The sequence below is a fragment of the Phaeobacter sp. JH20_26 genome, from assembly GCF_048056275.1.
GTDB classification, from domain to species: domain Bacteria; phylum Pseudomonadota; class Alphaproteobacteria; order Rhodobacterales; family Rhodobacteraceae; genus Phaeobacter; species Phaeobacter bryozoorum.
Genome location: NZ_JAYMWL010000005.1, coordinates 105644 through 126926, shown reverse-complemented (window position 1 = coordinate 126926; position 21283 = coordinate 105644). Strand labels below are relative to the sequence as shown.

Here is a 21283-nt window from a genome sequence, read left to right as displayed (position 1 = left end):
CCCTGTCCAACTTTCTGGTTTCGGCGCTGTTTACCATAACTTGAACGAGCCGCGATGCCCATCTTGAATTATCGTTAGGACTTTGTTAAAAACTTAATTAGCGGACGCGGAATCGAAATGGTTCGCGCGAAAGCACGACTGGCGAAAATCGCCTGCCCCCCAAACGAGTAAATGAAAAAGTAACACGTTATTTGAACGGGTTGGCAAGTGATGTACACGACGACTGATAATCGGCCGACGCCAGGGCCAAAGAAAAGTAGAGCAAAGGCTCCTGCTGCTTCAACGCGTCGTCACAAAACATTTCCGACTGAGATTCTGCCGGCCGAGATGGCTCTCTCGACCGACGCCGAGAAGCAGATCTTCAAAGCTGGCAACGCAACCCGGCCGTTTCTGGCGGTCCTGTTGTTTGTGATTGCGCTCGCCCTGGCGGCGGCGATGATCATTGCCGTGACACAGAATGTGATCACCGAGTTCAAATTGGCGCGACCATTGTTTCAGAACAGCGCGCCTGCGGATAACATCAGCCAAGATTGGCGCCGTTTCCTGCCGCAGAGTGACAATCTGGAAGGCGATGGGGGCAATGATCAGCTCGACCGCGATTACGCCAGCGCGGATATTGCGGGCGGCAGTTCCTGCGAAACCCAAACAGGCACGCCCCGCAGTGCGAGCAATAACCCCTCGAAAGTATACGCTTTTGTAACGGCGGACCTCGAAGACGTTTCCAACTCCGTTCAACGGACCTGCAACACGATCAATGTGTTTGTCCCCGAATGGCTGATCATCAGCGACAAAGGTGTCGACTGGTTGCAGTCCGGCAATCAGGATTTTAGTACGCCCTATGTCGTGCGGACCAACCCTTTTGGCGATAGTCCAATCCAGCCGCTGATCCATGTGCAGGCCAGCGCGCTCAGCAGCGAGGCGTCTGGTCACTGGTCTAATACCGCAGCGCTTGCGGCGCGGCAGGGATGGTCCGGTCTGTGTTTTGATATGCGCCGGCTTGAGGTGCAAAACCTGCAAAAGGCTCTAATCCATCTCGATGGTGTGAAAGGGGACTTCGCGGCAGCAAACTTGGAAACCTGTGCAGTTATCGCGCCAGACCAGATCGAAACCCTTGGCTATGGCAGCGCATTGCCCGAGCGGGTGATCCTGCCCGCCATTCAGAACAGCTACCGTCTCGGGATCTACGAAGAATCGCCAGCTCCGCTTGATTGGTTCCAGTCCGTTCTCGAACGTGCGCGCACCACTATCCCTCAGGATAAACTGGTGATTGGTCTCGCGGCTGGTGGTGTGCACTGGACCACTGGCACGAGTGCACCGGAGTTTATCAGTTATGCAGATGCAATGTCCCAGGCCGACCAATATGGCGCCTTCGCGGGCTATGCACCCGAAAAAGGTCACGGGCTGATCTCCTATATGGACGCTGGTGGCGAGCGAAACATGATCTGGTATCTGGATGCCGTAAGCCACTACAGCCAGTTGCTGAGTGTCGCAGAAGCTGGCATCGACGGTGTTGCGATCTGGGGGCTGGGGCAAGAGGATCCCTCCATTTGGCCTCTGCTCGCCCAGGAAGATATCCTGTCGGACGAAGCCTTTGCCACATTGCGTGATATCGATCTGAACAGCTTTGTCTCGTATCGTGGCACCGGCCCATTTCTGCGGTTCAGCGAAACCGAAGTCGTCGGCCGTCGCCACGTGACCCGCGATTCCGAAACGCTCATGGTCACCGATGCGATCACCGATCCGCTGCCCTTGCCGGTCATCGCTGACCGCTACGGGGTCTTGCCAGACAAATCCATTCTCCTGACCTTTGATGACGGGCCGTCGCAGGACCACACGCAGGAGATCCTCGATATCCTGAATGCCGCCAACGTCCCTGCGACGTTCTTCATGGTCGGCAATCAGATGTTTGAGCAAAAGAACGTCGTCAACGCACTCGCCGAAGCCGAATTCGACTTCGGGCTGCACACCTTCTCTCACCCGCAGCTCAATCGCGCCTCCCCTGCGCGGGTGCAGGTTGAACTGGCTTTGCAGTCAAGGATCTTTTCCTGGCTGACCGGCCGCACACCAGTTGTTTTCCGCGCGCCCTATATGCGTGGTCCCGGACCGCTGGAGGGCGATCTGGCGAGGCGGCTGAAGACCATTATCGATCAACGTTATCACCTCCTGGGTGCCGATATCGTGCCACCGGATTGGCGCAGCCTGAGCCCGAAGCAACTGGTAGACTACACTCTGGGAGCCTTGGACGGCAGCGGTCAGGTGCTGCTCATGCACGATGGCGGAGGTCCGCGCAGCAGTACCATCAGCGCCCTACGCCTGTTGCTGCCCGAGCTGAAAGCGCGCGGCTATCAGTTTCTGACGCTAGAACAGGCAATGGCCGGGTTTGGAAGCCCCTACGAGACGCGGCAGGTCGCCAGCCTTGAACCCTTCGAAGCGCTGGCCTTTACAGGTGTGGGCAACAGCGCCACGTGGGTGGCATTTGTGGTTCCATTTGCAGTGCTTCTCGGGGTCATCCGCGCTCTTGTCCTGTTCATAATGGCGATCCGGTCCCGCCGTGCGGACCGCATGGATCTACGCCACCGGACAGGTGATTTTTCCGCCCCGGTGACGGTGGTGATCCCAGCCTATAACGAAGAGAATAGCATCCTGAAGACGATCTACAGCGTGCTGGAGTCAGACTACCCCAACCTATCAGTGCTGGTGGTGGATGACGGGTCGACGGACTCCACCTATGAGCTGGTGACAAAGACTTACAAAGGCAACCCGAAGGTACAGATCCTGCGTCAGCCCAATGGCGGCAAGTGGAAAGCATCCAATCTCGCCTTCTCGCATGTCACCACCGACTTTGTCGTTGCGATTGATGCCGATACCATCGTCGCGCCGGATGCTATCCGCCGTCTGATGCAGCCCTTGCGCAACCCCAACGTTGGTGCAGTGGCTGGCAAAATCATGGTCGGCAACTCTAACAACCTTCTGACAAAGCTGGAAAAGCTTGAGTATACGGTCGCCCAGAACATCGACCGCCGCGCCTATGAAACGATCAATGCGATCATGGTTGTACCCGGTGCATTTGGCGCCTGGCGAACCGACGCTGTGCGCAAATGTGGCTACTACAGCAGCCAGACGCTGGCAGAAGACACCGATCTGACCATCTCACTCCTCGAAAAGGGGTATGAGGTCCGTGCCGCGGAGCGTGCATATGCCTACACCGAGGCGCCCGCATCCGTCGGAACGCTGATGAAACAGCGGATGCGCTGGTCGATCGGGATCCTGCAATCCGCATGGAAACATCGCGGCACCATCCGTCAGGGCCATGCTGTCGGCTTGGTCGGGCTTACGGATCTGGTTGTCTTCGGAGTGATCATGCCGCTTCTTGGCCCGATCATCGACCTGTTGCTGGTGCTCATGTTGGTGCGGTTCGTGTCCAGCTTTGACGGCACCACCTTTGACGCCTTCACCGTTCGTGATTATGCCGTGCTCGCCATTTTCCTTGCGCTACCGCTGCTGGAAATGATCATGGCTGATTATGCCGTACGGTCCGAGCCATCGACCCCGCGTGCCATGGTGCTGCTGTTGTTGTTGAACCGCTTCATTTATCGCCAATTGCTGATCATCAATGTCTATCGCTCGCTGTGGCGGATCCTGACAGGGCGGTTGACGGGGTGGCACAAACTACGTCGATTTGGATCCGTTCAGGCGCCGGTCCGGCCAACAGTTGCAGCCCGGGCGCATCTCAGCTGACCTGCGGACCGCATGACAACCGGCCTGCGGAATCGGGCAAATCGCGGCCTACCCCTCTCACGGGTTCGAGGAACCAGATTGATCTGTCACCAGCCTGGACTGGTCTGGCATGAAATAAGCCCTGCCCAAGAGAGAACCTTGGGCAGGGCTTTGTAGTATTACACGCAGAGTTGCTCAGTTGCCGTCAGACGTGCTTTCACCCGAGAGCGCATTGGGATCGAACGCGCCACCGAAGGCGGAGTTTCCGCCGCTTGCCGGTGCCGAGCTTTCGTCTTCGCCTTCAGGGGCAGCGCTGTCTCCGCCACCCAAAGCATTGGGGTCAAATACCCCGCCAAACCCAGAGCTATTACCACCGCTGCCAGATGGCTCAGATGTTGCGCCTCCAGCATCAGAGCTCCCGTTTTCGGCTTCTTCAGCTGCTCGGCGAGCAGCGTCTTCGGCACGGCGCTGACGCAATTCCTGAATACGCAGCTCGGTTTCCAGACGTTTCTGCTCCTTCACTTCGGCGATACATTGAGCTGGGCTGTAAACAGTCGCCGTGCCGACAATCACAATGGTGAAGCAGGCAACCCCAACCAGCCCAAGAGCCGCCCAGTTCGAACTGAGGAACCCCGGCAGCCGAAGTCGGCCACTTTCCAGCTCTTCCACTGTCGCGTCCTTGCGGGCCGCCGCGACCAACTCACGCCGACGGATTGTTGCCTCGTTGAACAGCGCCGCAAAAACCGTCAGCACAACGATGATAAATGCCAGAGCAGAGATCGCCGGAGTGATACCGTAGCGCACCTTTTGCGCCAGTTCGATTGTCAGGGTCGGATATTCGCCGAAGGTGAAAGTAGTGGTGTTGTAGTTCTCAAAACTAGCAAGGAAGGCAAGAACCGCCGCCGACGCAATTGCCGGTTTCATGAATGGCAACAGAACCTTGCGGAACGCCTGCGCATGGGTCGCCCCCAGATCAAGCGCCGCCTCAGTCAGCGCGATGTCGTAACGCTGCAGACGCGCCACCAGCACCAGCATACAATAGCTGGCGATGAAGGTGGATTGGCCGATGATGGTCAAGAACAGCCCATTGGACAGGAAACTATCCGCCCCCAGACCAACCATACGGTTGATACGATCCCAGAACACCAGAGTCGAAATACCGATCACCACGCCCGGTATCAGGATCGGTGCGATGATGACGGTGTAATAGGTCGCCCGGAGCTTCGGCCAGATCTGCGTTAGCATCAAAGCGCCCGCCAGACCCATTGCCACCGACAGCACCACCGTGCCCGCGCCCACCAGAATAGAATTCCAGATGCCATTCAGAATGCGCTCGTCCTGGAACAGGGCAGAGAACCATTCGAATGTCAGGCACTCCCATGGCGTGGCTTGCGGAAAGCCCGGCGAGTTGAAGGCGGTGACCGACATGATCACCAGCGGCCCCAGAAGATAGGCGAAGAATATCGCCAGATAGAACCAGACGCTCAGGCGCAGAAAGGAGAAATTCTTCATTTGCCGATATCTCCCATATTCACCTTGAACAGGCGCATGACGGCCAGGACCAACAGGATACAGGTCACAAGCAGTACCACCGCATAGGCAGCACCCTGCGGCCAGTCGGAGTTGTCATTGAACTGCTGGTAGATCAACTGCGTGAACCACAAGGACGAGGGGCCGCCCAGGATCTGCGGCGCCGCCAGAGCGCCCGCCGAGAGCATGAACACCATGGTGCACCCCGAGCTGATACCTGGTTTGGCATAGGGGATTACAACACGTTGGTGGATCTTGGCCCAGCTGGCCCCCATGTCTCGAGCGGCCTCGATCTGGTTGCGATCCAGGCTTTCGATCACGTTATAGATCGGAAAGATCATCAACAGGATGTAGGCATAGCCAAGCCCTGCATAGAGCGCGATATCATTGCGAATGAAATCAAACGGCGTATCGAAAACCCCCATCCCGACGAGGGCCGTGTTCAGAACACCGCTTTCCCCGAAAATGATGCGCAGGGCAAAGGCCCGCAGGATTTCATTGATCCAATAGGGGATGATCAGCATCAGGGCAAAAATACGGATGTGATTGCCCTTGGTCTGCGCGAGATAATAGGCGATCGGATAGCAAAGGATCAGGTTGAACACCGTGACACAGACCGCAGCGACGAGCGTGCGGAAGAATACCCGCAGATCAACTGCATTGTAGTCTTGGCTACCGCCCTCGGGGCCAAAGACCAGATATTTGTAGTTCTCCAGCGTATAGACGTCCTTGGGCCCGCCGATCTCTGGTGGAGGCAGGTTCGGTCGGAATGAAAAGTCGAGCATCGACAGCTGCGGCAGAATGATGAGGCCGATAGTCCAAAACAGGACGAGACCAAGCATCAACGAACCCAGTCCGTAGCCGTTGCGATTAAAGAATTCCCTTAGGAATCTTGGCATGATCTGGCCCTCCTTATTCTGCGGCCAGCTCACCCGCGGGCACGACGACGGCATTCTTCGTCTCGTATTCCAGGGTGATGTTTTGACCTGTGTGATCGTCGAACGACTGACCAAGGTTCGGGATGGAAACCTTCAGCTCCTTACCGCCGTCTCCCTCCATGAAGATGTTGAAGGCATTGCCTTCAAATTCCTCGTGGTTGACCTTGGCGGTCACAAAATGATCACCGGTGGCCCCTTGCGGCGCCAAGGCAAAAGCTTCGGGGCGAATAAACATCATCGCATCATCGCCCTCTTTCATCTTCCCCTGATTGGCAGAAGATATCCGCGCGACAAGATTACCGGACCGGTTCGTCGCTATGAGCGCTTCATTCCCCATTACCCGCTTCACCTTGCCGCGGAACACGTTGTTCTCCCCGACAAAGGATGCGGCAAAGGCCGTTGCAGGATCGTTATAGACCGCCTTGCCGTTGCCGATCTGGTCGATCACGCCGGCGCGCATGACGGCGATATTGTCGGACATGGTCAGCGCCTCGCCCTGATCGTGGGTGATATAGATAAACGTAATGCCGACCCGCTGCTGAATTTCGCGCAGTTCGGTCCGCATGTGCTGACGCAGCTTGAGATCAAGTGCCGACAGCGGTTCATCCAGCAGGAGCACATCCGGCTCAGCGCAGAGCGCGCGCGCGATGGCAACCCGCTGACGCTGACCGCCAGACAGTTCCGACGGCAGTTTGTCCCCCTGCCCCGGCAGTGCAATCATGTCCAGAAGCTCATCCGCGCGCTTGCGCCGATCCTTTGCCGACGCGCCGTTGATCTCCATGGAGAAGGTGATGTTTTCCCAAACCTTCATCAGCGGGAACAGCGCAAGGTTCTGAAAGATCAGCGCGGTCGGGCGCTTGTTCGGGCCAATCCCGCGCATGTTGTTGCCGCCAATCAAGACGTTCCCTTCGCTTGGCTCCAGGAAACCGGAAACCGCGCGCAAGATTGTCGTCTTGCCACAGCCAGACGGGCCCAGGAACGAAAAGAAATCGCCTCCGTTGATTTTGACATTTGCGTCGCGCACGGCGACGAAATCTCCAAAGCGGATCCAGAGGTTTTCAAGATCTACGCCTACCCCAGCACTCATGTGGCCTCTCCCTCGGTGCAACCGTTCGTTCGGAGGCGAACCCCCGGCCGATGCAGATAGCATCCGGTTGATAATATGTTGAATTTACGCCCTCAGGCGTGTGGCTGGCCCCCGCCGAAACGGGAGCCAGATGTACTTGCCCGATCAGGTGATCAGGCGCTCTTGAACTTGTTGACGAATTCGGTCCGTACGTCTGCGTACCAGGGGGCTTCAGCCGGCCATGGGTTGAGATTGGCCAGGCTGTTGCCGGGATAGGCTTCGGCAAAGTTCTTCTTATAGACATCGCCGGAGTAATCATCCGCTTTCAGCACGGGCGAGTTGTACCCATGGCTGTCGATTGCCTTGCCCGCAGGTTCCTGCTGGTAAGCATAGTCGATAAAGGCATAGACCTGCTCTTCGTTCTGGGCCCCGACTGGCATCGACATGCCGTCAACCCAGGCCATCGCCCCCTCGACCGGTGCCTGATAATGAACAGGCTCACCTGCGGATTTCAGAGCAAGCGGCGGTCCATCCCAGGTCTGCCCGACAACGACACCTTCGTTCAGCAGGCCGTTTTTCTGGGTATCCGCATCGTTCCAGATCAGCTTGATCCGGTTTTTGCGCGCCACACACCAGTCGGTGACCTGCCCCCAGACCTTGCGCATGGTGTCTTCATCTTCATATGCCGCCCAGATCGAGCCAGGTTCCATTTCGCCGGCGGCCTCCATGTAGAGCCCCGCACCCAGCATCATGGAATGGGCACGGCCCATGGTCTTGCCTGCGTTCTCTTCACTCCAGACATCGCCGTATGACGGCGCATCGCCGGATGGCAGCCACTTGTCAGTCCGGTAGGCAATTCCCTCAGTGCCCCAGATATGCGGCAGCCAATGGGCGCCATTGTCGCCAAAGTTCCAGGCATCTGTACCAATCTTCGCCATCGCCGGGTTCACCGCGTCAACATTTACCTTATTGAGATCAAACGGCTTCAGCAGCTCCAGTGGCCCCCATTGCAAGGAGCGGTTGTTGGTTGGCGAAACGATGTCGAAGCCTTGCCCCTTCGTGGCTTTCATCTTGTTGATGATTTCTTCGTTCGACCCGATACCTGTGTAGTTCACCTTGATCCCGGTCTTACCCTCGAAACCGGCGATGAACTCAGGTGGCAGATAGTCGGACCACATCAGAATATTGATCTCGCCGGAGGAGGCCAGTGCGCTCTTGGAATAGAGCGGCGCTGCCAGGGCTGCCGCACCAGCGCTCTTCAGAATCGAGCGGCGGGTTACATTGGACTTTGCAGTCATATTCTTTTTCTCCCTATGGATCTGTTGGTCTTTTGTTTTTCTTTTTTGGTAGTGGAACTCTGCGAAACACACTCCGATTGCTACAGTGACAGATTCAGAATTCGATAAGGCCAGAAGAGGCCCTACAGGCGTATTTATGGTGCCAGTTTCAGTTCCGTCCCTAGACATTCGGAACGAAACTTATGCGCGTTTGTCAGCGAAGACGCCGACTCCCACATGGTTCCACCGCAGTCAGTCTGCGCCTTTGGCGCCTCTCACGTCAACGATGCAACACTGTGGAAGTGTTCACAAAATCGCCGAAACCCTCAAACTGCCGTGCCGATGAGCGCGACCCCCGCCGCCATGAGCACGGCCGCCCCAAGACGCCGTTTCCAGTTGCCCTCTTTCAGGATAAGAAACCCGATCAGCGCGGCAAAGATAACCGACGTTTCCCGCAGGGCAGATACAGCCCCCAGCGGCGCAAAGTTCTTGGCAAAGAGAACCAGCCCGTAGGCGCACATAGATACCAGACCGCCGGCGATCCCCAAAGCCCAGACCCCGACAGGCACATCGGGCAGTGTTGCACGTTTCCGCAGAAGAACAAACGCCGCGACAAAGACATGGAGAAACGCGCCCCAAGCCCAGTAGCTGACCGTGTTGCCAGACAGACGCACGCCAATGCCGTCAACCAGCGAATATAGTGAGATGAAAAAACCGGTGCCCAGCGCGTACCACAAAGCGCTCTGCCCGACCCCTGATCGCAGCGCCTTCCAACTGCTGAGCTGAATCCCCCCAGCAATGAGCGCGATTCCCACCCAGGCCTGCACCGGCAGGATTTCCCCGACAAAGATCATCGCCCAGAGCGAAACCAACGCTGGGACAATGCCACGTGCAATTGGATAGACGACGCTCAGGTCGCCGTGATGATACGCGCGACCGAGCATGTAGAAATACCCAAAATGCACCACCGTCGACACGCCGATGTAGGGCAGGCTTGCCACATCCGGCAAAGGTAGCGTGGCCACCATGACCGCCCCGGGGATGACGTGCCCCAAAGCCACCAAACCCAGCGTCGTGGTCCTGTCGATCGCCGTCTTTACAATGGCATTCCAGATCGCGTGCAGCAACGCGGCCGACAGAATGATGGCAATCACAAATGGCGTCATATCAGGCTTTCACAGCTAGCGGGGCTCCAGAACACACATCAGTCCATTTCGTCCGCAGGCATATCCTGGATCAAACGGGTCTCCAGCAGCTGCCCGTTGCGGTATAGGATCGGATAGGCGATGGCGGCGATATGGCTGTTGAATTCCCGCAGCGCGCGCAATGTCTCGAGATGGATATCCGAGCTCTCGAAACTTTCCGCAGCGCCGCGCTGCAATCGGCGCAGATGGCGCTTACGGCTGTCACGTTCCATCCGCTTGACCTCGGTTTTCTCAAGGCTCAGCAAGCGTGCGCTTTCCAGATCGTCCGAGATCAGCACATTCGATGCAAGCTGCATATTGGCGACGATCACCTCGTGCATACGGGTGATTTCTGCCCAGCCTTCTTTTGAGAACCGCACCCCCTTCTTGTGCATGGACGCAGCTAGGACGGCGAGCCGTTCATCCACCACGTCGCCGGCCGTCTCTAGCCGGATGGCATATTCAACCAGATCTCGGGCAACCTTGGCATTTTCTTTGCCGAACCCTTCGCTTGGCATGCCAGCCACGTAGCTTCGGATACCCGACAGGCAGCTGTTCACTTCCCGATCCAGAGCCTGCACCGCCTTGATCTGGGCACGGTCGCCGTGCTGATAAAGATCGGGAATTGGTCGGAACATCGCACCGACCAGATCCGACATCCGCAGCAGTTCGCGTTTCAGGCTGCTGATCGCCTGATTGGGTTGCCGGTAATCATCTGTGTTCAATACGCTCACCGGCAGCCCGTGCGTATTGCCCTGCAGAGGGGTCGGGTTTGGTATCAGGCTGGTCATGACACCATGCAGCATTCCGCAGAACGGCAGCGCCAGGATCAACAGCGATGTGTTGAACAGAAGATGCGCATAGACCAGCATCTGGCCGCCCTCAGGTGCGCCCAGAACACCCGCCCGCAAAGCGATATTGGCGCCAAAGACGCAGATCACTGCCCAGGTTCCACGCAGTCCCAAATTCGCAAGCGGCACACGCCGCCCTGGCGCAGGCATCCCTCGGCTCAGCCAGACCGGAATGAAGGCCGAGCCGAAATTGGCCCCCAGGACCAGGGACAACCCGGCCGCGAAAGGGATCGCATCGATCTGAACGAGGGTGACGCACATGAGGATGGCCGCCACCGAAGAGTGCATGACAAACGCCAGCGCAGCGCCCACGAGAAACGCCGTGATGTAATCCCGGGCGAGATATTCCGCGATTGCCGGTAGGAACGCGCTCTCCCGGATGGGGTCCATAGCCTCGCGCAGGAACCGCAGCGAAATCAGAATAAAGGCGATCCCCATCAGAATGCGTCCCATTTGCCGGGCCTTCTTCGCCTCGACCTTGACGAAAAGATAGCCACCGACAGCCAGCAGCACGGGCACCAGCCAGTCGAGCTGGAACGACAAGAGCTGAATGATAAGCGCCGATCCAAGGTCGCCACCCAAAACAATCGCCAGACCAGAGGCAAAGGACAGCAAACCGCTTGCCGCAAATCCCGAGGTCAGCAGGGCAACCGCGGCAGAGCTTTGCAGAACGATGGCCATGCCAATCCCCACGAAGCTGGCCTGCACAAGGCTGCGCTGCCCGGTCAATAGCCGCTGGAACGTCGCGCCGTAGCTGCGTTCAATACCGGTCCGCACCATCCGTACCGCAAACAGCAGCAACATGACGGCACCGGCAAGGCTGGTCAGAAAGCTCAATATGGCCATAGAGTTATGTCTTGTCCTTTTGTTGGGCAGCGTCGTGACGTTACCGCTCTTTTCTTGGCGCGATGGGAAACCCCAGCTGCGCAGCCCTCCCGGCGATTCCGCCAATCAGGTTATCCCTTCCTGATCTTGCTCTCGCCCCCTTCTGTTTCCGGGCTGTTCGAACCAGGCGCCAGTTCAAGGTCAATCTCCCAGAGTTCCAATGCACGGCGGTATTTGCGGGCAGGCATGATATCGGTCAACAACAGATCCAGCAGTTCCGGTTGCGGACCGCGATGCGGCGCAGTGCCTTCGAATTTCGGGTGCGCGACCACCAGCATGGTCCATTCGGCAACCTGCGCCACCACCGCTGCCAGCTGTGCTTCTGTCGCACTTTGGTAAAGCGCGCCGTGTTTGGCAGAAAACGCATCTGCCGACAACACCGCCACATCCAGCGCGAACTCCTGGACCTGCTGTTCAGCGACATGTCCAAATGTACCGCGTTCGTTGCTCTGTATTTCGCCGCCGAGGAAATGCACCCTGTTGCCGTTATGATTGGCCAGCGTCTGCGCCACACCAATGGAATTCGTGACCACCGTCAGACCGGCGCGGCTACGCAGCGCCTTGGCGACAAAAGCGGTGGTGGAGCCGACATCGAGAAAAACCGCCATCCCGTCGGTAACGTGGTCCAGTGCCTTGGCAGCGATTCTTTGCTTTTCCGCCGTATATTTCGAGATCCGTCGGAAGAAACTATCCGCCGCATCTGGTCCCGCTAGGTAGGCGCCTCCGTGCACTCGCTGCACTAGTCCCTGTTTCGCGAGCGCCTTGATGGTCCGACGCACGGTTTCCTCCGACACCTTCAGAACCTTGGCCAGCTCGCCGCTGCGTGCCGATCCGCCCAGACGGCGCAAGGCCTCCAGCAGCTCCAATTCGCGGTGCGAGATTTTCTGGTCTTCGGGCAATAGGCAGCCTTGGTAAGGAGTGAGATTTCGCTGGAGAGTGAACCACAGGGATGCCGAAAAAATCAAACATAAAAACACAAAATTCCACACAAACGGTCAAATTCAACAATGTGATGGCAGGGAAACCCTTTGCCATACTCGTGATTTCAGGCTTATCTGGCCGCAATTGCGGCAAGGAAATTCCACATGAGCCAAGCGTCAGACCAGCGCAGGAATGTCCTGTTTATCCTGATCGATCAGATGCGGGCGGATTGCCTGTTTGGAGCCCTGGCCGAGCACGTAGCGCTGCCAAACCTGCGCGCCTTGATGGCGGATGCCGTTACCTTCCAGAGGAACTATACGGTCGTGAATCCCTGCGGACCGTCGCGGGCCTCGATCCTGACTGGCCAGTATGCGATGAACCACCGATCCGTTCGCAACGGGACACCGCTCCGGCATGACACACCAAACCTCGCGTCTGAGATGCGCAAGGCGGGTTATCTGCCGATGCTGTTTGGCTATACCGACACCTCGCATGACCCGCGCATCTACCACCCCGGCGACCCGGCGATGCAGACCTACGAATACCCGATGGCCGGTTTCCACGAGATGCTGGAAATGCGGATGGAGATGTCGCATCCATGGCGCGCGCATCTGCTGCACAAGGGCTATACCTTCGATCGCTACTGGGACATCTACAAACCGGTATCGCCAACCGGGGGCGCTCCTAGACTGAACGACCCCGCTGTGTACCGGGCCGAGGATAGCGATACCGCCTTTCTCACCGATCGGTTTCTGGCGACAATGCCTGGCTACCGCGATCAGAGCTGGTTCGCACATCTCACCTATATCCGCCCGCATCCGCCGCTGGTCGCGCCTGCGCCTTACAACCGGATGTACGATCCCGCCAGCCTGCCGCTGCCGCAGCGCCTCGCCACTGTAGAGGACGAACGCGCGGTCCATCCGTTTTTCGACCCGACCACCCGCGCTGCGTCTCCCGCCTCCTTTGTCGAGGGTTTTCCGGATCTGGACCCCAGCGACCCGGTAATCCAGACGCTGCGGGCGATCTACCTAGGCCTCGCCAGCGAGGTCGACGCTCATATTGGCCGGGTCATGCAATATCTGCAGGACAGCGACCAATTGGAGAATACACTTGTCGTGCTCAGCGCCGATCATGGGGAAATGCTGGGTGACCGGCACAGCTGGGGCAAATTCTCTGTCTATGATGCCGCCTATCATACCCCATTGATCATTCGCCAACCGGGCAACGCCATACGCGCCGGAGCGGTCGTGCAAGACATCACGGAGTCGATCGACCTGGCCCCGACTATTCTCGACTGGGTCGGTCAGGCGGTCCCCAACTCAATGGATGGGCGGTCTTTGCTCCCACTGGTTTCCGGGGAAACACCAGACGACTGGCGCAGCTACAGCTATTCGGAACTGGACTTTGGCGAGCCAGAACGCCCCAGTATCTGGCAACACCATCTGGGAACCGATGCCAGCAATTCCTGCCTCGCTATTCTACGGGACGCGCGGTTTACATTGGTTGAATTTGCAGCTGACCTGCCGCCACTGCTGTTTGACCACACCGCCGAGGGCGAAAGGGTCAATGTCGCGGAACACCCCGAACACCAGGGCGATCTGGCCCGTCTCACCCGCCAAATGCTGCGGCACCGGATGCGCAACATGGACCACACCCTGTCTCTCGACACCATTACGCCGCATGGGCCGCGCAGGCAGGCCCGCCACAGGCCAACGAATACTCCCGGTGTCCAGCATGGCTGACCTGCGAAGCACCTTCGGCGATCTGTTTGCCGCCGCCATCGCCCGAGCCGACCCTGCAATGGCCTTGGCGGAAAGCTTGCGACAGCATCCCCCACCCCTGCCGCGCCCCGGCGGACGCCTGATCCTAATCGCACTGGGGAAGGCCGCCGTTCCCATGATGCGACAGGCCATGCGGATGCTCCCGCCATCCGACAGGGCGGTCGCCGTCACCAACCCGGAAAACCTTGCCGAGATCCCCGGAGCCAGTGTCCTGGCCGGTGACCATCCGGTGCCCAATGACATGAGCCTCGCGGCTGGCGCCGTCCTGCGTCAGGCCGTCGGCGACCTGACTGCCAATGACAGTGTGGTGGCGCTGATTTCCGGTGGTGGTTCTGCCCTCGCCGTGGCGCCGGCTGCAGGGCTTACACTTGCCCATAAAACCGCAGTCACCGATTACCTTTTGGGAGCCGGACTGGACATCATGCAGATGAATCTGATCCGCCAGCAACTCTCTGAGCTGAAGGGAGGTGGCCTCCTGCGCTCCGCCTACCCCGCACCGGTCTGCAGCTATATTCTGTCGGATGTGATCGGTGATGATCTGCGCGCGATAGCCTCAGGTCCGACGGTGGCACCGCTGGGATCGCGCACCATGGCGCGCGACTGTCTTGTAGCGCATGACCTTTGGGCCTCGCTTCCGGGCGCTGTTCAGACCCATTTGTCAGCACAGGATGACCCTGCACAAACCCTCTTTGATAAAGGGTCCGTCACTGCATATCTGATCGGGTCTAACCGTCACAGCCTGATCGCCATGAAGGAACTGGCCGCACGCAAGGGCTGGTCTGCCGATATCGTTGATGATGCCCTGACCGGAGATGTGGAGGCCGCCGCGGCACGGATTATCTCCGCAGCCCAGGCACGGGTTTCAAACCACCCGGTCGCGCTGATCTTCGGCGGGGAAACAACGGTAAACCTGACCGGAACAGGCCGCGGTGGACGCAATCAGGAACTGGCGCTCCATGTGGCGCGCTTAGGCCGCCAAACGCTGAGCGGAAGCTGGGCTTTCCTGTCAGCGGGCACCGATGGGCGGGACGGTCCGACGGATGCGGCAGGAGGCATTGTCGATGGGGGCACGTGGCAGCGCATTCTGGACAAGGGGGGCGACCCGATGGCCTTGCTCAGGAACAACGACAGCAACCGGGCGCTCAGATTTGCGGATGATCTGTTTGTAACCGGCGGAACCGGCACCAATGTGGCGGATATTCAGATCATGCTTTTGCCCGCCCGTTAGGGACACCTGTTGCGGCTACTCTTCCAGCTGGTGCAGTTCGTTCAGCAGATCCAGAAGCGCCTCGTAACGCTCATTCCCCATCTGCGCGCGGGTCCGTTCGATCACGGCGAGACTGGCCTGCAAGTTGTCGTCAATCACCTGTTCGCCCGCTTCGGTAATACTGACAATCTGGCGGCGGCGATCCATCTGATCCTTTGCCCGTTGGATCAGCCCCTTATCCTCCAGCTTCTGCAGGATGCGGGTCAAGCTGGGAAGCAGCAGGCACGCGCGCTCGGAAATTTGCGTCGGATCAATGTCACCTGTTTCCTGAACGACCCGCAACACGCGCCATTGCTGTTCGGTCAGCCCCGCGTCGCTCAGCAACGCGCGAATAGGGCCCATCACGCGCTCACGCGCGCGCAGCAGGGCAATGGGCAAGGATCGGTCTGTGCTTGGTAACTGCTTGGTCATGCCAGATTATCGCTGTCTAGGGGCGCAAAGGCAAATCCTCAGTACCCGGAGTGACTAGCACTTACGCTGCTGGGCAATCTAAATCGACCGGGTCTATACCTGTATTGGCGGAATGACGCTGAGCGGATCTCTGACATCGGATACGATCGAGCATGTGGACAGGTATTAATGCACATGTTAATTATATGCTCATCTAAGGTAGCCGGATGCCAAGCCCAAGGACGACACGATGAACTGGAATGATTTTTCTCACTGGGGCCGCAAGGTTGCGGACTGGGCACAGGACTATCACCTGACCGTCGGCGACCGCCCGGTGCGAGCGCAGACGGCTCCCGGCGAGGTGCTGAGCGCCCTGCCCCAAACCCCGCCCGAGGATGGCGAGGGGATGGAGGTGATCTTCCGCGATTTCGAAGACATCGTGATGCCCGGCATCACTCATTGGCAGCACCCGCGCTTCTTTGCCTATTTCACCTCCAACGCCGCCGCGCCCTCGGTGCTGGCGGAGTTCCTCGCCTCCGCCATCGCTCCGCAATGCATGCTGTGGCAGACCTCGCCGGCGGCAACTGAGATGGAAACGCGGATGATGGACTGGCTGCGCCAGGCGCTGGACCTGCCGGACCAGTTCCAGGGCGTCATTCAGGACTCGGCCTCCTCCGCCACCCTCGCCGCCGTGCTGACCATGCGGGAAAAGGCGCTGAAATGGCAGGGCAACCAGCAGGGCCTGTTCGCCCAAAAGCCACTCCGGATTTACTGTTCATCTGAAGTCCACACCTCCATCGACCGCGCCATCTGGGTCGCGGGCATCGGCCAGCAGAACCTGATCCGCATCCCCATCAAGGGCGACTGGCGCGGGATGGACCCGGACGCGCTGGAGGCGGCGATCCAATCCGACCTCGCCGCGGGTCACCAGCCAGCGGGCGTCATTCTCTGCGTGGGCGGCACCGGCGTTGGCGCCACCGATCCGGTGGATCAGGTGCTGAACGTCGCCGAAAAATACGGCCTCTACACCCATGTGGACGCCGCGTGGGCCGGCTCCGCCATGATCTGCCCGGAATACCGCCACTACTGGCCCGGCGTCGAACGCGCCGACAGCATCGTCTTCAACCCGCACAAATGGCTGGGCGTGCAGTTCGACTGCTCCGCCCATTTTGTGAGGAACCCGGACGATCTGGTGCAAACCCTCGCCATCAGCCCGGAATACCTCAAGACCCACGGCCATGACGGCATCATCAACTATTCCGAATGGTCGGTGCCGCTGGGCCGCCGGTTCCGGGCCCTGAAAATCTGGTTCCTGATCCGCACCTACGGGCTGGAGGGTCTGCGCCAGCGCCTGCGCAACCACATCATTTGGTCCAACCAGCTGCACGATAAGCTCAAGTTAGAGCCTGATTTCGAGATTGTGACACCACCAATGTGGTCGCTTTGGTCGTTCCGCTATGCCCCGCAGGGCCCTAACGATCTGGATGAACTCAATCTACAACTGGTGAACGCGATCAATGACGATGGCCGTATCTATCTGACCCAGACCCGCGTCGACGGTACGCTGGTTATCCGGTTCCAGGCCGGCCAGTTTGAGACAACCGAAGCTGATGTTATGCTCGCCCATGAGGTTATCACCAAGATTGCGCGCGCCCTGAAAGCCCGGTGACCAGAACAAACCCGCGCCACCCGACCCAAACAGGAGATTTGCCAATGCCCGCCACCAAAAACACCTTCAAACAGGCTCTATCGCGGGGCGATCGCCAGATTGGGTGCTGGATGAGCTTTGGTGAGGGTGCCGTAGCCGAAGTAATGGGAACCTGTGGCTTCGATTGGCTGGTGATCGACGGTGAACATGCGCCAAACGACATCCGGTCCATTCGTGATCAGCTGATGGCTCTGGCTGCCTCCAAGAGTCATCCCGTCGTGCGCGTTCCGGCTGGAGAGACATGGATTATCAAACAGGTTCTAGACGCCGGTGCGCAAACGGTCCTGATACCTATCGTCGAAACTGCCGAACAGGCCAGAGAGCTGGTCCGAGCCTGCCACTATCCGCCCACCGGCACCCGTGGCGTGGGCGCAACTGCGGCGCGGGCGTCGATGTTCGGCTCTGTCAGCGACTATACTCGAACCGCCGATCAGGAAATCTGCCTCCTGTTGCAGGTCGAAAACCGTAAAGGCATCGAAAATCTCGACGACATTCTGGAGGTCGAAGGTGTCGACGGGATTTTCATAGGACCTGCCGACCTGTCCACTGACATGGGACATCAGGGCAACTCCGCCCACCCGGAGGTCAGAGCAGTGATCGCCGATGCCATGACCCGGATCAAGGCTGCCGGAAGGGCGCCTGGCATTCTGGGCACTGCCCCCGAGGCGACACAGGCCTATCTGGATATGGGCGCGCAGTTCCTTGCAGTTGGGATTGACGTGATGGTCTTGGCCAATAACGCCCGCGCCCTCGCCACTGAATGGTCTGCGAAATAGACGCCGAAGGCCACGTTCACAAAATGAGACCAAAAAATACGTATTTCCGCGCAATTGACCGGTTTGACACCCCGCCGCTAGCCTGCCACCACAGGAGCGAGACCGCGCCAAACATCTTGGCGCGCCACGAGGGAGCTACAGGATGAAACGCACATTTGCTGCGGGGATGGTCTCCGCACTGACGCTGACCTCTGCGCTGGCCACCGCCGCCTTTGCAGATATCAAAATCGCCCATGTCTACGGCAAGACTGGCCCGTTCGAGGCCTATGCCAAACAATCCCATGACGGGCTGATGCTGGGTCTGGAATATGCCACCGGCGGCACTATGGAAATCAACGGCGAAAAGATCGTCGTGATCGAAAAGGACACCCAGCTCAAGCCTGAGAATGGCAAGGCACTTCTGGAAGAAGCCTACGGCGACGACGAGGTGGATTTGGCCATCGGGCCGGTCAGCTCCGGCGTTGCGCTGGCGATGCTGCCGGTTGCCGAAGAATACGAAAAACTGCTGATCGTGGAGCCGGCGGTTGCCGATTCCATCACGGGCGCGAATTGGAACCGTTACATTTTCCGCACCTCGCGCAATTCCTCGCAGGATGCGGTGGCCAGCGCCATCGCCCTAGCCGGTGAAAATGTGCATATCGCGACGCTGGCACAGGACTATGCCTTTGGCCGCGACGGCATCGCAGCCTTCCGCGAAGCCCTGGCCGCTCAGGGCCACCAAATTGTCCATGAGGAATTCGCCCCAACCGACACCACCGACTTTACCGCTGCGGGCGAGCGCATTTTCAACGCGATGAAAGATCTCGAGGGCGAGAAGAAGCTTTTCATCATCTGGGCCGGTGGTGGCAATCCATGGGCCAAGATCAACGCAATGGATCCCGGTCGCTTCGGGATCGAATTTGCCGGCGTTGGAAACATCCTCGCCGCCCTGAAAGGGTTCAAGGATTTCGCAGGTATGGAAGGTGGCACGTATTACTACTACGAACTGCCTGACAATCCGGTGAACGACTGGCTGGTGAAGACCCATTTTGAACGGTTCGACAGCCCGCCCGATTTCTTCACCGCGGGCGGAATGGCCGCTGGCATCGCCGCCGTGGAAGCGATCAAGAAGGCCGGATCCACCGACACCGAGGCGTTGATTGCGGCGATGGAAGGCATGGAATGGCAAACCCCGAAGGGCACCATGAAATTCCGGGCCGAGGATCATCAGGCGCTGCAATCCATGTATCACTTCAAACTGCGTGTCGACGACGATGTCGAATGGGCGATCCCGGAACTGGTTCGCGAGCTGAGCATCGACGATCTGCCGATTCCGATCCGCAACTGATCACACAACGCGACCGGGTCCGGGGCGACCGCCACCGGGCCCGGCACGTCGCATAGGATTTCGCGGCCCGCCGCGATCACCCGGCCACTCCCCCGTTTCAGATGGATGCACCCATGCCCGCCCCTCTACTGTCCACCAGCGATCTCACCGTACGCTTTGGCGGGCATGTGGCCGTCGATGCTGTGACTTGTAACTTTCATCCGGGCGAACTCACGGCCATTGTCGGCCCCAATGGCGCCGGGAAGACCACTTATTTCAACCTGATTTCAGGACAGATTCCCGCCAGCGCCGGTCGCGTCACGCTGATGGGGCGGGATATCAGCACGCAGTCCGTATCAGCCCGCACCAAAGCAGGCATCGGTCGCGCATTCCAGATGACCAATCTGTTTCCCGACCTTACTGTGCTGGAAAACGTCCGGCTGGTGGTGCAGGCCAAGGCTGCGCGCGGCTTCAATCTTTGGTCGATGGTCACAGGCCACACCGATCTGATTGATCAGGCCGAAAGCATTCTCGCCCAGGTCCGCCTGCTGGACGAGCGTCAGCAGATGGTTTCGGAGCTGTCCCATGGCAATCAGCGCAAGCTGGAAGTCGCTCTGCTGATCGCGCTCGATCCTCTTGTCTATATGTTTGACGAGCCGACAGCCGGGATGAGCGTGGACGAAGCGCCGGTCGTGCTGGATCTCATCGCGGATCTGAAAAGCCAGACCGACCGCACCATCTTGTTGGTCGAGCATAAGATGGATGTGATCCGAACCCTGGCCGACCGCATTATCGTTCTGCACAATGGCGCGCTGGCTGCCGATGGCCTTCCGACGGAGGTGATGGCCTCCGACGTGGTGCAGGAGGCCTATATGGGCCGTGGGCTGGAGGGGATCCTTGATCATGTCTGACCTCGACCGGACCGCCCCCCCTCCTCTTCTGCGGATTGAGGAGATCCATACCAAGATCGCCCAGTACCATATTCTTCAGGGGGTCGACCTCGATGTTCCGCGCGGCGGTGTCACCATGCTGCTGGGGCGCAACGGTGTCGGCAAAACAACGACCCTACGCAGCATTATCGGCCATTGGCGAACCCATTGTGGCCGCATCCTGTTCGATGGAGTCGACATCACCCAGACGCCCACCGCCAGCATTGCCCGCGCGGGCATCGGCTTCGTCCCCGAGGATATGGGGATCTTTGCCGATCTGACTGTTGAAGAAAACATGGTCCTCGCCGCGGTTTCCGGCCCGATTGATACGGCGCGGCTCGACTGGATCTTTCAGGCCTTTCCGCCGCTGAAGACCTTTTGGAAATCCGAAGCCGGAAATCTCTCCGGCGGGCAAAAACAGATGCTGTCAATTGCCCGCGCCATGATCGAAGAACGCAAGCTATACCTGATCGACGAACCGACAAAAGGCCTGGCCCCGGCGATCATCTCCACCATGGCACGCGCGATCAAGGACCTGAAATATCAGGGTGCATCGATCCTGATGGTCGAACAGAATTTTGCAGTCGCCAAGGCGCTTGGCGACACCGCCAGCGTTATGGACGACGGCCGTGTCATCTGGTCAGGCGCAATGGCTGAATTGGCAGGCGACACCGCTTTGCAGGAGCGGCTGATGGGCCTCAGCATGGAGGCGCATTGAACATGCCCGATGTTCAAGACAGACCCCGCCATTGCCTTA

General features: G+C 58.9%; 16 protein-coding genes. 8 read left to right on the top strand and 8 right to left on the bottom strand.

Features of this window, described 5'->3' with window-relative positions:
• The first annotated feature begins 327 nt into the window (after positions 1–327).
• Positions 328–3738: a glycosyltransferase gene (locus VWY60_RS02305; RefSeq protein WP_416540871.1), complete on the top strand. Its 3411-nt coding sequence runs from the start codon at positions 328–330 to the stop codon at positions 3736–3738.
• Between the two features lie 174 nt (positions 3739–3912).
• Here VWY60_RS02305 and VWY60_RS02300 read toward each other — a convergent pair whose 3' ends face one another.
• The 7 genes from VWY60_RS02300 to VWY60_RS02270 form a co-directional block, all read right to left on the bottom strand.
• A complete protein-coding gene (locus VWY60_RS02300; protein WP_340546461.1) occupies positions 3913–5229 on the bottom strand; it encodes an ABC transporter permease in 1317 nt (438 codons plus the stop codon).
• The gene (locus VWY60_RS02295; protein WP_340546460.1) at positions 5226–6146 is read right to left on the bottom strand and encodes an ABC transporter permease; all 921 of its coding nucleotides are present in this window, start codon (positions 6144–6146) and stop codon (positions 5226–5228) included. The genes VWY60_RS02300 and VWY60_RS02295 overlap by 4 nt, the downstream gene beginning before the upstream one ends.
• A 13-nt stretch (positions 6147–6159) precedes the next feature.
• A complete protein-coding gene (locus tag VWY60_RS02290) occupies positions 6160–7272 on the bottom strand; it encodes an ABC transporter ATP-binding protein (RefSeq protein ID WP_340546459.1) in 1113 nt (370 codons plus the stop codon).
• A 152-nt stretch (positions 7273–7424) separates the two neighbouring features.
• Complete coding sequence (locus VWY60_RS02285; RefSeq protein WP_340546458.1) at positions 7425–8549, bottom strand: extracellular solute-binding protein; 1125 nt, start codon at positions 8547–8549, stop codon at positions 7425–7427.
• A 305-nt stretch (positions 8550–8854) separates the two neighbouring features.
• On the bottom strand, positions 8855–9694 hold the full coding sequence (locus tag VWY60_RS02280; protein WP_416540870.1) for an EamA family transporter: 840 nt from the start codon (positions 9692–9694) through the stop codon (positions 8855–8857).
• Positions 9695–9732: 38 nt separating this feature from the next.
• Positions 9733–11409, bottom strand: coding sequence for a Na/Pi cotransporter family protein (locus tag VWY60_RS02275; RefSeq protein WP_340546456.1), 1677 nt, complete (start codon positions 11407–11409; stop codon positions 9733–9735).
• Between the two features lie 110 nt (positions 11410–11519).
• Positions 11520–12347 (bottom strand): DeoR/GlpR family DNA-binding transcription regulator, encoded by an 828-nt coding sequence (locus tag VWY60_RS02270; RefSeq protein WP_416540869.1) that lies wholly within the window; start codon positions 12345–12347, stop codon positions 11520–11522.
• Between the two features lie 186 nt (positions 12348–12533).
• Between VWY60_RS02270 and VWY60_RS02265 the strand changes: the two genes are divergently transcribed.
• Positions 12534–14111, top strand: a complete 1578-nt coding sequence (locus tag VWY60_RS02265; RefSeq protein WP_416540868.1) for a sulfatase-like hydrolase/transferase — start codon at positions 12534–12536, stop codon at positions 14109–14111.
• Positions 14104–15378 (top strand): glycerate kinase type-2 family protein, encoded by a 1275-nt coding sequence (locus tag VWY60_RS02260; RefSeq protein ID WP_416540867.1) that lies wholly within the window; start codon positions 14104–14106, stop codon positions 15376–15378. Before VWY60_RS02265 ends, VWY60_RS02260 begins: the two co-directional genes overlap by 8 nt.
• A gap of 15 nt (positions 15379–15393) precedes the next feature.
• On the opposite strand, the gene hpaR is transcribed toward VWY60_RS02260, so the two are convergent.
• Positions 15394–15828 (bottom strand): homoprotocatechuate degradation operon regulator HpaR, encoded by a 435-nt coding sequence (gene hpaR, locus VWY60_RS02255; RefSeq protein WP_340546452.1) that lies wholly within the window; start codon positions 15826–15828, stop codon positions 15394–15396.
• A 229-nt stretch (positions 15829–16057) separates the two neighbouring features.
• On the opposite strand from hpaR, the gene VWY60_RS02250 reads away from it, so the two are divergent.
• From VWY60_RS02250 to VWY60_RS02230, 5 genes are all read left to right on the top strand, one after another.
• Entirely contained in the window at positions 16058–17476 is a 1419-nt protein-coding gene (locus VWY60_RS02250; RefSeq protein WP_416540866.1) for a pyridoxal phosphate-dependent decarboxylase family protein, read from the top strand.
• A 44-nt stretch (positions 17477–17520) separates the two neighbouring features.
• Positions 17521–18291, top strand: coding sequence for an HpcH/HpaI aldolase family protein (locus VWY60_RS02245; protein WP_416540865.1), 771 nt, complete (start codon positions 17521–17523; stop codon positions 18289–18291).
• 142 nt (positions 18292–18433) lie between these two features.
• A complete protein-coding gene (locus VWY60_RS02240) occupies positions 18434–19618 on the top strand; it encodes a substrate-binding domain-containing protein (protein WP_340546449.1) in 1185 nt (394 codons plus the stop codon).
• Between the two features lie 113 nt (positions 19619–19731).
• Positions 19732–20508, top strand: coding sequence for an ABC transporter ATP-binding protein (locus VWY60_RS02235; protein ID WP_416540864.1), 777 nt, complete (start codon positions 19732–19734; stop codon positions 20506–20508).
• Positions 20501–21244 (top strand): ABC transporter ATP-binding protein, encoded by a 744-nt coding sequence (locus VWY60_RS02230; protein WP_416540863.1) that lies wholly within the window; start codon positions 20501–20503, stop codon positions 21242–21244. The genes VWY60_RS02235 and VWY60_RS02230 overlap by 8 nt, the downstream gene beginning before the upstream one ends.
• Positions 21245–21283 lie beyond the last annotated feature (39 nt).